Origin of the sequence: Sorangium sp. So ce590 (assembly GCF_051521365.1) — a bacterium.
GTDB lineage: Bacteria > Myxococcota_A > Polyangia > Polyangiales > Polyangiaceae > Sorangium.
Window position 1 is genome coordinate 6,191,875 of record NZ_CP150346.1, and the last position, 13,506, is coordinate 6,205,380.

A 13,506-nucleotide genomic window follows, 5' to 3' on the forward strand; every position below is an offset into this window, starting at 1 on the left:
CGCGGAGGAGCGAGCATGAGTCGCGACAGGGGCGAGCGGACATCCGGACCGTGCGGGCGCGCGGACGCGGACGGGGCGTCCGGAGGGGACCACGACTCGGAAGCAGGGAGCACGGCGGGCGGGCATCGCCAGCTCGACGGGATCCCCGCGCCGGGTGGGATCTCCATGCACATCGACGACGACATTGACTACAAGGCAGAGTGCGGGGCGCTGCGCGCGCGCGTCGAGGAGCTGGAGAATGAGCTGGCCAGTCGGCGCGGCGAGCTCGGGCGCGAGAGAGCGTTGGTCAGCGCGGCAGCGGCGTACCTCGACCCTCCGTTCGCGCGGGGTGCCACGCAAGTGCCCGCACTGATCCACTGGCGCCTGGATGGCACCGTGACGCGCTGGAACGACGCCGCCGGGTGCCTCTTTGGTTGGAGCGAGGGCGAGGCCGTGGGCTGCCGGCTCTTCGAGCTCGTGGCCGCGGATCCGGTGTCGCCCCAGGAGGTGCAGGCGTTCAACCACGATCCTGGCGAGAGCCTCTTCGCGACGATCACGAGCGCGGGCAGGACGAGAGAGGGAAACGCGATCACCTGCCGGTGGACCTACGCCGTGCTGCGCGATGAGCGAGGCGACGTCCGAGAGATCGCGGCCATCGTGGATGAAGGCGACGATCCGCGGCGGAGAGCGCGCCTGCTGCACGAACGCCATCAGATGCTCCTGCAGCTCATGGACAACTCGCCGAACGTCATGTTCATCAAGGACGCGGAGGGGCGCTACGTGTTCCTCAACCGCCATTATACGCGGGCTCTCGGCCGGCACGCCATCGAGTTCCTCGGCAAGGACGAGCATGAGCTCGGCGCCACGCCGCCCGGCGTCGCCGACCGGATCGTGGCGAAGGAACGGGAGGTGCTCGCGAGCGGCCGGGCCATGCGGTACGAGGAGGTCCTGGACTACGGCAGCCAGAACAATTATTTCTTCACGGTCAAATTCCCGATTCGCAACGAGCGCGGCGAGACGGTCGGCGTCGGCGGCGTCGTGCGAGAGGACACCGACCTGAGGCGCGCGGAGGCGGAGCGGGCCGCGCTGCAGGAGCAGATCATCGCCGCGCAGCAGGAGGCGCTCCGGGAGCTGTCGACGCCGCTCATCCCGCTCGCCGACGGCGTCCTGGCCATGCCGCTCGTCGGGACGATGGACGACGCGCGCGCGGCGCAGATCATGGAGACGCTGCTCGCCGGGATCAGCAGCCAGCGCGCCCACACCGCGATCCTGGACATCACCGGCGTGCGCGCTGTCGACGCGCTCGTCGCCGATGCGCTGACGCGGACGGCACGCGCCGCCCAGATGCTCGGCGCGCGCGTGGTGCTCACGGGCATCTGCCCCGAGGTGGCGAGGGCCCTGACCGAGCTCGGCGCGGACCTCACCGGCATCATCACGCTGGGCACCTTGCAGAGCGGCATCGCCCACGCGCTCCGGCCCAGAGAGCGCCCGCGCGTTGCCCGGTGAAGCGCGCCCCGGCTGCATGGTCAAGTGACTGAGACCCTGTGCACGATCTGGTCGAGGATCACTGCGACGACGATCACGGCGCCGATGATGATGAACGTGGGCCGGACGATTCGGTCCCGGTGGTCGCCGTCGACCAGCACCGCGGCGCGGCGGCCGCGACCCGCCATCGCCTCGACCCGGGTCACCTCCGCCAGGATTTCTCCGAGCTAGGGCGCAGCTGCCTCCACCTGCTGCTCGAGCAGATCGAGAGCGGCCGCCGCTCCTGCTCGCGCGTCGTGGTCGAGGCCGAGCGGCTTCGGCGCAAGAGCACCGCCGCGGTCTCCCGGCGCCGATGAGCGCGTAGGCGATTCCGGCGTGGTCCCGCCAGCCTGGTCATCCGTCGGGATCGAGGACAGCGGCGCGCCCGTCCTTGGTGGTTGACATTTGCAATTGTGAGCGTTCACAATACCCTTCAGGGGTATTCTTTGGCTTTGCGCTGGAGGAGGCCGTCGCGTGTACCCGGGCCGGTCGTCCCTGGGCCAGGGAGCGATCTGCGCCGACACCGTTTGCCCCCTCGGGCTCGAGAATACTCATCCGCCGGTCGATCTGGATTGACCACGATAATGTGAACGTTCACAATCATCATGTATCGTAACCTTTTGCTTTGCCCTGGATGAATCGTCAGGCGCACCGATACCGTCGTCATCTGATCAACTCTGGTCGAGTTTTGCACCGGCGCGGAAGTGATCGCTGATGGATGATGTTTGCGTTTGCCAAGGTCACGCCGGGCGCGATGGGCTTCGCAGTGCGAGCAGTTGCTCTCAGGCACCGTCGCCAGATGTGGGTACCCGTGCGTCGTCACCCCTCGCAGTATCGGAGAGCAAGATGAAGAAGCCGTCCTGGCACAAGCTCCGTTCCTCAAGAGAAGTCGCCGCCGTTTGTGCGCTCGCGTTCGCGGCCGCGTGCACGGGCACGCTGGGTGATTCGTCGGATGGCACTGGGGGATCCTCCGCCGAAAGCGATGGATCGTCGACGGGCTCGGCCCCTCCGGCGTTCCAACCCGCGGCCGGGATGCTGCGTCGTTTGACGAGAACGCAATTCCGCAACGCCGTGCGCGACGTGTTCGGCGTGGAGGTCCATCTCGACGCGCTCGACGCCGACAGCTGGAACGGAAACTTTGCGGTCATCGGCGCCTCGACGGTCGTGACTTCGGAACGAGGCGTCGAGCAGTACCACACGGCCATCGAGAGCGCCGTGGACGCGGTGTTCTCCGATTCGGCGAAGCGGGACCAGTTCATCGGTTGCACGCCCAGCGGCGCGCAAGACGACGCTTGCGTACGCGGCTTCATCCAGGTGCTAGGGCTTCGAGCGTGGCGGCGCCCGCTCGAGACAGCAGAGGTCGACAGTCTCGCGGCGGTGGCCAGCGAGGCCGCGACCGAGCTCGGCAGCGCCGTCGAGGGGGCCCGCTGGGCGACGGTGGCACTCTTCTCGTCGCCGAACTTTCTGTATCGCCCGGAGCTCGGAGCTCCGAGCGCCGATGGGTCGCTTCGCTTGACGGGCTACGAGATGGCGTCTCGGCTCGCGTTTCTCGTGTGGAACAGCCTGCCGGACGAGGAGCTGCTCGACCAGGCCGCGAGCGGGATGCTCGCGACGGTGGAGGGCGTCCGTGCCGCGGCGACGCGGCTGCTCGACGCGCCCGCCGGACGCGAGGCCATCGGCGCCTTCGCCGAAGAGTACATGCGGCTCGATCGAATCGGCACGCAGGCGAAAGACGCGGAGCTATTTCCGGAGTACGGCGCCGCGCTGAAAGCGGCGATGGTTCGCGATATGCGGGGCACCTGGGAGGTCCTCGCGTTCGACGATCAAGCGAGCGCGCTCGACCTGTTCTCGACCACGAAGGTCGTCGTCAACACGGAGCTCGCCGAGCTCTACGGCGTCGACGCGACCGGCCTGAGCTCGAGCACCTTCGAGGTTCGCTCGTTGCCAGCGGACGGCCCGCGGGTCGGGATCCTGGGCAAGGCCGGCTTCCTGTCGCAGTTCGCCAACCAGAAAGAGGGGTCGCCCACGTTGCGCGGCAAGTTCATGCGTGACGCCCTCATGTGCACGCCCGTGCGGCCGCCCCCCGGCAACGTCGCTCTCGAGCTCCCGGAGCCGCCTGCGGACAGGCCCCTCACGAAACGTCAGCGGCTCGAGGCCCACCGGACCGCGCCTGCCTGCGCCGCCTGTCATGCCTACATGGACCCGCTGGGCCTGCCGCTCGAGACGTTCGACGCGATCGGCCGTTACCGCACGACCGACCACGGCTTGCCGATCGACTCCAGCGGCGACTTCGACGGGGCGCCGGTCGCCGACGCGCGCGAGCTCGGCATGACCGTCGGCGCGAGCGACGAGGTCGCGCGATGCCTCGTCCGCAAGTACTACTCGTATGCAGCAGGCCACGAGGAGCGAGCCGTGGACGGCAGCGTGCTGAACACGCTTGTCGCTTCGTTCGAGGCGTCGGGGCTCCAGCTGCGCGAGCTGGTCCTCGACGTCGTGACGAACGAAGCCTTTTCGGCCGTCGCCCCGCAACCCTAGTCGAACGGTGTACCCCATGACGACCAAAGCCTTGAACCGACGAACTGTTCTCCGGGGCATGCTGGCGACGGGCGCCGCCGTCACGATCCCGCTCCCGCTGCTGGAGATCATGCTGAACCAGAGCGGCACGGCGCTCGCTCAGTCGAACACCCCGGTCTCGCCGCTCTACGTCACGTGGTTCTTCGGGAACGGTACGCTGCCCGGCCGCTGGAAGCCGGCGCGCACGGGCTCCGGCTCGGCCTGGGAGCTCAGTCCCCAGCTCCAGCCGCTCGCGGAGCACAAGTCTCATCTCACGGTGATCAGCGGCCTCGAGAACAAGCTCGTCACCTCCGGCGAGCCGCACCCCACCGGGTCGGCGGGGGCCACGACCGGCGCGCCGCTCAGCGGGAACGCCGTGCGGGCCGCATCCATCGACCAGATCGTCGCGGACGCCATCTCTGCGGGGGTACCGTACCGCTCTCTCGAGGTGGGGGTGACGCCGGCGACACCGAACGGCCCTCAGGACTCGCTGCATACGGTCTCGCACAGGGGGCCGAACTCGCGCAGCAACCCGGAGTTCGAACCAAAAGCCGTGTTCAATCGATTGTTCATGGGCGGCACGCCGACGCCCAACGACGACGAAGCGGACCAGGCGACGAAGCTCGCGAACGTCCGGAAGAGCGTGCTCGACTCGATCCTGCGAGACGGCGCGAGCCTGCAGCAGCGGCTCGGGGCGGCCGACAAGCAGCGCGTGGAGCAGCACCTCGAGTCGATCCGCGCCATCGAGCGGCGCCTCGAGACGACGGCGCCCGGCGGCGGCTCGCCGTCCGCGTGCAGCAGCCCGACGGCCCCCACCACCGGCAAGGATGCGCAGAGCGAAGCGCCCCCGCAGGTGAACACCGCCATGGTCGAGCTCTCGGCGCTCGCGCTCGCCTGCGAGAGGACCCGCGTGCTCTCGTTCATGTACTCGCTGCCCGCCGCGCACATCTACTACCGGCACCTCGCGCCGGACATGAACGATGACTTTCACGACACCATCTGTCACGGGGATGCCGGAGATCAAGCGGGTCAGCCTCGCGTCGACAAGGGCGTGATCTACACGATGCGCTGCCTGAACGAGTTCTTGACGAAGCTCAAGAATACGCCACATGGCAGCTCGAACCTGCTCGACAGCTCCCTCGTGTACATCACGTCCGACATCGCCTGGGGCAAGACGCACACGACGGCGGAATGGCCGGTGATCTTCGCCGGGAAGGCCGGAGGGCGGCTGCGCGGCGACCAGCACAACAACTACCCCGGCGAAAACCTGAGCAAAACGCTCCTGACGGTCGCCCAGGTCATGGGATCGAAGGTGACGGAGATCGGCCTCGACGCGGGGCGGGTCACGTCACCGCTCGCGGGCATCCAGGTCTGAGCGCGTCGTCGCGAGGTCTGGAAGGACCGCGCCGCCCGCGCTCACCCACGCCTGCCCGCAAGGTCAGGCGTGGTCTGGAGGTCGACGTGGGCCTGGAGCTCCCCGGGGGTGCTCAGCCCATCAACGTCGACGTGCGGAGCCATCGCATGCGTCGATAGCGCACGATGACCCCGATACTCGGCACGAGCCTCTTGACCGCGGTCGCTACGGTCGGCGCCCTCGGCGGTTGCTCGTCCACCGACACCTCCGTCGTCGTCGATATCGGGCCAGCCGGCGCGCCGCCCTCAGGATGGCTAGGTCAGGTTCGTGAGCGGCCCGGTGCAGTAGCGCGGGTCGCCGAACGCGGTCCGGTCGTCGCCGAACAGGTTCAATATCGAGACGAGCAGATCGTTGTGCGGGCGGTTGGGGTACCGGACCCAGCGCCCGGTGCGCAGGCCCCCGCCGCCGCCGGCCAGCAGGAACGGCATGTTCGTCTTGGTGTGACTCGGCGGATCCGAGAGCTCGGACCCGAAGAAGACGACGCTCTCGTCGAGCAGCGAGTGTCCACCCATGTCGATCTTCTCCATCTCCTGCAGGAGGTAGAGGTGCTGCTTCGAATACCAGTTGCAAATGCGCGCGCACTCGTCCGGCCTGAAGCCGCCGTCGTGCTGGTAGAAATGGTGGTGCTCGGTCAAGTTGAGCCAGGGGAAGGTGTGCTTCGCCTCGGTGTCGCTCCACTGCAGCGTGCCGACCGCGGTGATGTCGCAGGCGAGCGACATCACCAGCATGTCCATCATGAGCTTGCCGACCTTGGGGATCGCCGCGTCGGTCGAGGTGTCCTTGATCGAGCCGGTGTCGGAGGAGTTGAGCCCCGTGCGCGGGTTGTAGTCGGACGTGTCGACCCTGTCCGGCGCCTTGCACGCGCTCGTCTCGACCGGCACGTTGGCGAGGCTCATCTCGATCTCGCGGATCTTCGTCAGGTGCTGGTCGATCTTCTGCCTGTCGGCGGCGCCGAGCCGCGCGGACAGGGCGGAGTAGCGCCCGTCGAGGAAGTCGAGGATCGATCTCTTTCGCGCGAGGCGGCGGGCGGCTTCGTTGCCGGCGCTGGGATCCAGCGAGCCGAAGAGCTCGGTGAAGATCTCCATCGGATCGAGGCGCGGCGGGATCGGCTTGAACGGCGCGGCGTTCTCGAAGTTCGCGGCGTTCATCGGCGACAGCAGGCCGTGGGACTTGCCCGTCGCCCAGCGCACTGCGATCTGGATGCTCGCCTTCGCCTTGATACCGGCGGAGATCTGGGAGGCGATCACCTGATCGACCGACGGCCCGTTCCCGTAACCGCCGTTCGGGGAGCCCTCCTGAAGGCTGCCCGTGAGCCAGGCGATGATGCCGCTCTGGTGCTGCTCACCGCGCGCGCTCTTCATGTCGAGGCCGTCGACGACGAGCAGCCGGTCCTGCACCGGCGCGAGCGGCGACAGGATGGGGCCCAGGGTGAAGCTCGTCTCGCTGCCGGTCGGCCGCCACCGATCGATCACCGTCCCGCCCGGCGTGTAGACGGCGAGGAAACGCTTGGCGGGGGCGGGGGCCGCGCGCGCCGTGCGTTCGGGGCCCATGATCTCCAGCCAGGGGAGCGCGATGGCGATGGCGCCAGCACCGCGCAGCATGGCACGTCGGCTCAAACGAAAGTTGGACATGACCATCACTCCTAGCGGGCAACCGTGATGTAGTGGAAAGCATCCGTCTGTGTGAGCTCGATGAGGAGCTGCTTCACGTTGTACCCGGACGCCTTGAACGCGGTCGATATCGCCTGCTTTGTGCAAGCGTCCTCGGCGCGCAGGGTGAGACCGTAGCCGTACTCGGCCCAGCGCGTCGCGAAGCAGCCATGCACCTGTTCGGCCTCGGCGAGCTTCTTCACGAGCTCGGTCGGACCGCTCACCGCGCCCGGCGTGCCCGGGAGCGAGCCGCTCGCGTCGATCGTGACGTCGTTCTCTGTCGTGCGGAACAGCCCGACAGCGTCGTAGTTCTCGAACGTGAAGCCTACCGGGTCCATGTACTGGTGGCACGTCACGCAGACCGGATCCTGGCTGTGCTGGCTGAAGCGCTCCCGCGCCGTCGCGCCGGTGTACGGATCCGGCGGCTTCACCCGCTCCAGGATGTCGCCGGTGGGGAGCGGGATCTTCTCACACATCAGCTTCTGGAGCACGAACGAGCCGCGGACCACGGGGTTCGTCGTGTTCGAGTGCGTCGTCCCGGCCATCACCCCCGCCTGGGTGAGGAGCCCGAGGCGCTGGGTCGTGTCGAGCTGCACCTGCTGGAACTCGTCGCCCGTCACGCCGGAGACGCCGTAGAACGCCGCGAGCGGTCCATTCATGAACGTGTACGGGGCCGTCAGGATGGATGCCCAGGTGCCGGTCCCCTCGAAGATCTCGTGCTCGAGGAACCGCTGCGTCTCCTCCCGCATGAGCGCGCCGATCGCTCGAGAGAAGGTCGGGAACGCCTCCGCGTTTCGCTCGAGATCCGCGAGGTTGCTGATGGGGAGCAGGTTGTCGAAGAAGAACCGGATGGTGGTCCGAGCCCGAGGGTCTTCGAGCATGCGCTCGGCTTGCGCGCGCACGCCTTGCTTCGTCGAGAGCTCGCCTGCCTGCGCGGCCAGGCGTAGCTCCTCGTCCGGCATCGTGCCCCAGAACAGGTACGAGAGCCGCGTCGCCATCTCGTCGCCCGTGGGCCGACGGAGCTCGGGGCGCTCCGGGTCGGATGTGCCCCATTCGATGCGGTAGAGAAAATCCGGCGATTGAAGCAGCCCCTCGATCATCGTCGCGACGCCGACATCGAACGCCGCATCCATCCGCCCGACGCTGTACAGCGCGAGGAGCTCGTCCGCCTCGCCGGCGGCGAGCGGCCTTCGATAAGCGAGCGGCGCGATGCGCTCGACGATGGTGCGCGCGCACGCTTCCTCGCTCTCCGCGCTCACATTGCTCGCGCAAGGGGCGAGCTTCGCGAGCGCCTCCCGGGTGGCGGTCGCGCGCCGGGCGACGCCCTCCGCGACGGTGCTCAGCTGCTCGGCCAGCAGGCTCGAGACCGACAGCGCGTCGGCGTCATTGCCAAAGCCGTTTCCGACATCCTCGCTCGGCAGCGAAAAGGCTGGCTCGGTCGTGTCACCGAAGAGGTCGCGAACCGTCTTGTTGTACTCGAACCGCGTCAGCCGCCGCAGCGGCGCTCGCCCGGGGTGCACCGCGCCGTCCTCGCAAGCGCGCGGGTCCACCGTGGGGGGATTGTTCGTCGTGGGATCGTCAGTGGAGTCGTTGGTGCGAGTCTCGCCCAGGTTTCCCGTGCAGCCACTGGCCAGGATCAACGCTATAGAAACAGCTGACCGAGAGCCTGTGAGAGGACGCGCCCGCTCATGATCTGAGGGCCTTGACATGGTTCTCTCTCTTCGCCCGCTGTGGGCACGATAAGTGGAATGTAGGCGGGACCTGGTGTCTACCCTCGCCCGTGTCGCGGTCGATGAATCTTTTGACGGTGGCGGTGGATCTGCTCTCGCTCTCGGCTCCGCCTCCACCCTGTACGCCCACCCGGCGCACCGATTCGACTCTCATGACCTCGTTGACTGGGAGCCGAACACCGCCGAGCGGCATCGCTTCCGCGACGACCGAACGGAACCGGCGCCAAGATCAACCCGATGACGAAGGTCGCGGTGCGCATGACGACCCGTCCGTAGCGCAGCGAAAGGATACCCCTGATCGCAATGTGAACGATCACATGGGCGGTGTCAACTCCCATCCGTCGGCCCTCGCGTGTCCTCGATCCCGAGGGAGGACAGGGCTGATCGATCCCGAGGGAGGACAGGGCTGACGGGGCTCCTCCGGAGCACCGCGTCAGGTGGGGCGGGCGCCGGACCGAGGTCGTCGCCGGCCCGACGAGCTCGATGCCGATCAGCGCATCGACGGCTGGCGCCTCCCGTGCGCGACGTCCGGAGCACGCTCCGGCGACGCTCGGTCAGAGCCGCGCTCAAGGACAGCCGCGAGCGGTCCATCGTGTTTGAGCTCAAACATGTGAACGTTCACAAATGCTCGCAGGGCGGCGGCCCATCCTAGGAGACCGGGAAGCCGACCGGGCCAAGCGGCGCGCCCCGCCGCTGGCGCTCAGCCCTGCGAGGGTCGCCGCCGCGCCAGCATCCCGCTCGGCTCCCTCTCGCCCACCACCCCCGCCTCGTGCATCGACCGCAGGGCGGCGATGATCTCCGGCGTGACGAGCGGCCCGCCGGGGGCATAAGACGGCGCCAGCGGCCGCAGCGGCACCGGGAGGATCTCGGCGACCCGCGCGCCGATGACCCCGCGCGACGCCGCGTGCCCCTCGCGCTCGGCCGCGTCGCGGAGCGCCCGCGCGAAGTCCGCCGCCGTCGGCCAGCGCGCGTCGCGATCGCGCTCGAGCGCCCGCGCCACGGCGGCCGTGACCGCCTGGCCCACCCCCTCGCGCTCGCTCGAGAGCGGCGGCACCTCGCGCTCCAGCACGGCGTGGAGGATCGACAGCATGCTGCTGCCGACGAACAGGCGCCTGCCCGCCAGCACCTCCCACGCCACGACCCCGAGAGAGAACACGTCCGAGCGCCGATCCAGCGGCCGCGCGTGCGCCTGCTCCGGCGAGAGATAGCTCAGCTTCCCCTTCACCGTCCCGGTCTTCGTCCGCGTCGTGCGGCGCAGGGCGTACGCGAGCCCGAGATCGCAGATGGACGCCCGCCCGTCCACGCCGACAAGGACGTTCGACGGCGAGATGTCCCGGTGGATCACCTGGAGCAGCTCCCCCGAGCTGTCGCGCGCCTCGTGCGCCGCATGCAGCCCCTCGGCCGCCTGCGCGATGAGATAGAGCGCGTCGCCGACCCCGATCGTCTCCGGAGGTCGGGTGAGGTGCTTCAGCGTCACCCCCACAACGAGCTCCATTGCGATGTAGGGCGCGCCCCCCTCGCCGAGACCGCAATCGAGGACCGGCACGAAATTCGGGCTCACGACGCGCGATGCGATGCCCGCCTCGTCGAAGAGCATCGCCGCATACACCGACTCGTACCGTAAATCGGCGCGGATCCGCTTCACCGCGACGAGCGGCTCGCGCTCGATCTCCGCCTCCGCGCTGGCCTTCGCGTTCTCCCCGCTCCCGCCGCCCGCCCCCTCGACACCTGCCGCGCGGGCGCGACGGGCGATGAAGACCTCGGCCATGCCGCCCACAGCGAGCTGCACAAGCAGCTCGTAAGGACCGACAGTGCCCAGACCAGACGAATCCATACTTGACTCTCTGGACGGTTAGTTATCACGTCAATGGAAATCCATCAACCCGGCCATTTTACGGGCGGTCGCCTTCGTTCGTCGTTTTCATCCTTTTGCGGCTGCTCCCGGCCGCCCTCTCACGCTTGCGCCGGGCGGCGGGCGGCGAGCGCCCCGCCGCCGCCCACGCGCTCGGGGTCGCCGCCCCGCTCGGCGTGCTCGGCCAGCACCCGCTCGTCGGTCTCGCCCACCGAGCGCAGCCAGCGCGCGGCCGCGCGGTGGCCGGCGGCGCGATCGCCGTCCGTGAGCATCCCGTAGGCGGCGTCGCGCACGAGGGCGTGACGGAACGTGAGCTCCTCGTGCCCCGGGTAGCGCGACACGCCCCGGCGGGCGACGAGCTCCTCGGACAGCAGGCTCTTCAGCCAGCGATCGAGCGACTCGGCCGACGTGCCGGCGCCGAGCAGCTGCCGCACGCCCTCCGGCCAGAAGCTGCCGCCGAACAGGCTCGCCGCGCGCAGCGTGCGCCTCGCCTCGGCCGGCAGCGCCTCGATCCGCGTGTGCATCAGCGCCACCACCGTGGGCGGCAGGTCGCCCCGGCCCTCGGCGCGCGCGCGCATCAGCTCCTCGAGGAAGAACGGGTGGCCGTCCGCGTGCTCGACCAGCCGCGCCGCCTCGGACCGCGCAAGCTCCTCGCCGAACACGCTGCGGACGAGCCGATCGGCCGCCCGCGGGCTGAGCGCGCCGAGCTTGATGTGCTGCACCCCGCGCGGAACCCACAGCCCGGGGAACGTCTCCATCACGCTGTGGCGCGCGAAGCCGAGCACGAGGAGCGGGCGATCCGAGAGCGCCTGCAGCGCCTCGTCCAGCACCGAGACCGAGGCGTGATCGCTCCAGTGCATGTCCTCGAGCACCACGACGACCGGCCCCTCGCCGCACCGCGCGGCGAGCCAGTCGAGCACGGCGCGGCGCGCCTGCTCGCCCAGGAGGACCGCGTCCCCCCGGGCGACGTCGAGCTCCGGATCCGGATCGTCGAGCGGCGTGCCCGCGATCTCGCCGAGGAACCACGCGATGCGCCGCGCGTCCGCGGCCGGCACGGCGCGCGCCACGTGCTCGCGGATCTTGCCGCGCCGGGCCTCGATCGCCTCGCCGGGCAGGCAGCCGGCCGCCGCGAGGACGATCTCGCCCAGCATGCCGAACGGCGCCCCCGCGCCGATCGGGTCGCCGCGCGCCACGTAGACCGACGCGCGCGCGTCGACCTCGCGCACGACGCGGACGAGCTCGCAGCGCAGGCGCGTCTTGCCGATGCCGGCCTCGCCGAGCACCAGCGCGGCGCGCGCCACGGGCTCGTCGGCGCTTTGCTCGAAGAGGCCGCGCAGCATCGCGAGCTCGCGGTCGCGCCCGACGAACGCGGTGACGCGCCCGAGGAGCGTGCGCTCCGGCTCCGTGCCGTCGCGCTCGCCCTTCAGCAGGAACGACGGGCCGTCGCCGATCACCTCGAAGCGCGGGGCCGCGAGCCCCGCCGTGACCTCGTCGATGCACACGTCGCCCCCGGCCTCGCGCAGCCGGGCGACCGCGCGGTCGATCACGTCGCCCGCGGGCAGGCGCTCGCCCACCTGCGCGCGGCCCGTGGCGAGCGCGACCGGGCGCCCGGGCAGGCGCGCCTTCATCGCGAGGGCGCACTGCGCCGCGCGCGCCGCGAGGTCGAAGGCGACCATGGGGCCGGAGCCGCCGCGGCCGGTGAACGCCTCGTCGGCGTGCGAGGACAGGAGCACCATCCGCGTGCCGCCGGCGAGCCGCACGCGCTCGCCGCCGAACGCCTCCGCGACGTCCGCGACGACGCGCTCGACGCCTCGATCGCTCGCCGGCTCGGGGTCCGCGGCGCCCACGTCGACGAGGACGACGCTGATGAGCCGCCGCTCGTCGCCCGTGACCGACGCCGGCGCGCCGTCCCCGCCCTCGCCGGGCGAGCGCGCGAGCAGGGCGCGCATCTCCGCGAGCGCGGCCGCCGCCGCGCGGCCGCCTTCGGGGCGCGCGGCCGGGTCCTTCGCCAGGAGGCGCGCGACGAGCTCGTCGAGCGAGGGCGGCACCTCGGGGCGTCGATCGGCGAGGCGCGGCGCCTCCTCGAGGAGGATGCGGCACATCTCCGCGAGCGGATCGTCGGCCGCGAAGGGGCGCTGCCCGGCGATGCTCTCGAAGAGCAGCACGCCGAGCGCGAAGACGTCGGCGCGCGCGTCGACCTCGGCGTCGCCGCGCGCCTGCTCGGGCGCGACATAGCCGAGGGAACCGACGAGCGAGCTGGCCTCCGTGACGAGGGTGGTCGACGCCGCCGCCCGCGCGACGCCGAAATCGAGCAGGACAACGCCGTCGACCCTGCCGTCGCGGAGGAGCACGTTGCTCGGCTTGAGATCGCGGTGCGTGATCCCGAGCGCGTGCACCGCGGCGAGCGCCTCCGCGATCTGGTGCGCGACGAGCAGCGCGTCGGCGACGGGGAGCGGCCCCTCCTGGAGGCGCGCGTCGAGCGTGATGCCGTCGAGCCACTCCATCGCGAGCCACAGGGCGCCGTCGTCGCTCGTGCCGTGCGCGATGTGCTGGACGATGAGCGGGTGCTGCGCGGCCTCGAGCAGGCGCGCCTCGCGCCGGAAGCGGGCCGCGAGCTCCGGGAGCGCGACCTTGAGCGCCACGGGGCGGCCGGTGACCTGGTCGGTCGCCCGGTAGACCGTGCCCATCCCGCCGGCGCCGGCAAGGCGGTGCACCTCGAACCGGCCTGCGACCAGCGTGCCCTCGCGCATGGCGAGAGCTTATCCGAGAGCCCCTGCCACGTCCGCGGTCCGCGTGCTCGGTGGT

8 protein-coding genes are annotated in these 13,506 nt (G+C 70.2%); 4 read left to right on the forward strand and 4 right to left on the reverse strand.

From position 1 onward, the window contains the following. Positions 1–15 precede the first annotated feature (15 nt). The 4 genes from WMF28_RS23035 (at position 16) to WMF28_RS23050 (ending at position 5,431) form a co-directional block, all read left to right on the forward strand. Positions 16–1,485 carry a PAS domain-containing protein gene (locus WMF28_RS23035; protein WP_437595397.1) on the forward strand — a complete coding sequence of 490 codons (1,470 nt, stop codon included), beginning with the start codon at positions 16–18 and terminating at the stop codon, positions 1,483–1,485. A gap of 38 nt (positions 1,486–1,523) precedes the next feature. After that, entirely contained in the window at positions 1,524–1,820 is a 297-nt protein-coding gene (locus WMF28_RS23040) for a hypothetical protein (protein WP_437595398.1), read from the forward strand. 727 nt (positions 1,821–2,547) lie between these two features. Continuing rightward, complete coding sequence (locus WMF28_RS23045) at positions 2,548–4,038, forward strand: DUF1592 domain-containing protein (RefSeq protein WP_437595399.1); 1,491 nt, start codon at positions 2,548–2,550, stop codon at positions 4,036–4,038. Between the two features lie 31 nt (positions 4,039–4,069). Further along, positions 4,070–5,431: a DUF1552 domain-containing protein gene (locus tag WMF28_RS23050; RefSeq protein WP_437595401.1), complete on the forward strand. Its 1,362-nt coding sequence runs from the start codon at positions 4,070–4,072 to the stop codon at positions 5,429–5,431. Between the two features lie 293 nt (positions 5,432–5,724). Here WMF28_RS23050 and WMF28_RS23055 read toward each other — a convergent pair whose 3' ends face one another. From WMF28_RS23055 to WMF28_RS23070, 4 genes are all read right to left on the reverse strand, one after another. After that, positions 5,725–7,071: a DUF1552 domain-containing protein gene (locus WMF28_RS23055; protein WP_437604299.1), complete on the reverse strand. Its 1,347-nt coding sequence runs from the start codon at positions 7,069–7,071 to the stop codon at positions 5,725–5,727. A 41-nt stretch (positions 7,072–7,112) separates the two neighbouring features. Further along, positions 7,113–8,669, reverse strand: a complete 1,557-nt coding sequence (locus tag WMF28_RS23060) for a DUF1592 domain-containing protein (protein ID WP_437595402.1) — start codon at positions 8,667–8,669, stop codon at positions 7,113–7,115. An 880-nt stretch (positions 8,670–9,549) separates the two neighbouring features. Further along, the gene (locus WMF28_RS23065; protein ID WP_437595403.1) at positions 9,550–10,683 is read right to left on the reverse strand and encodes a serine/threonine-protein kinase; all 1,134 of its coding nucleotides are present in this window, start codon (positions 10,681–10,683) and stop codon (positions 9,550–9,552) included. Between the two features lie 119 nt (positions 10,684–10,802). Next, positions 10,803–13,451 (reverse strand): protein kinase domain-containing protein, encoded by a 2,649-nt coding sequence (locus tag WMF28_RS23070; protein WP_437595404.1) that lies wholly within the window; start codon positions 13,449–13,451, stop codon positions 10,803–10,805. Positions 13,452–13,506 lie beyond the last annotated feature (55 nt).

Excerpts from the sequence above, each read along its gene's own strand:
- WMF28_RS23035 (WP_437595397.1), top strand. The coding sequence starts at position 16 with ATGAGTCGCGACAGGGGCGAGCGGACATCCGGACCGTGCGGGCGCGCG.
- WMF28_RS23055 (WP_437604299.1), bottom strand. The coding sequence starts at position 7,071 with ATGCTGCGCGGTGCTGGCGCCATCGCCATCGCGCTCCCCTGGCTGGAG.
- WMF28_RS23065 (WP_437595403.1), bottom strand. The coding sequence starts at position 10,683 with ATGGATTCGTCTGGTCTGGGCACTGTCGGTCCTTACGAGCTGCTTGTG.
- WMF28_RS23070 (WP_437595404.1), bottom strand. The coding sequence starts at position 13,451 with ATGCGCGAGGGCACGCTGGTCGCAGGCCGGTTCGAGGTGCACCGCCTT.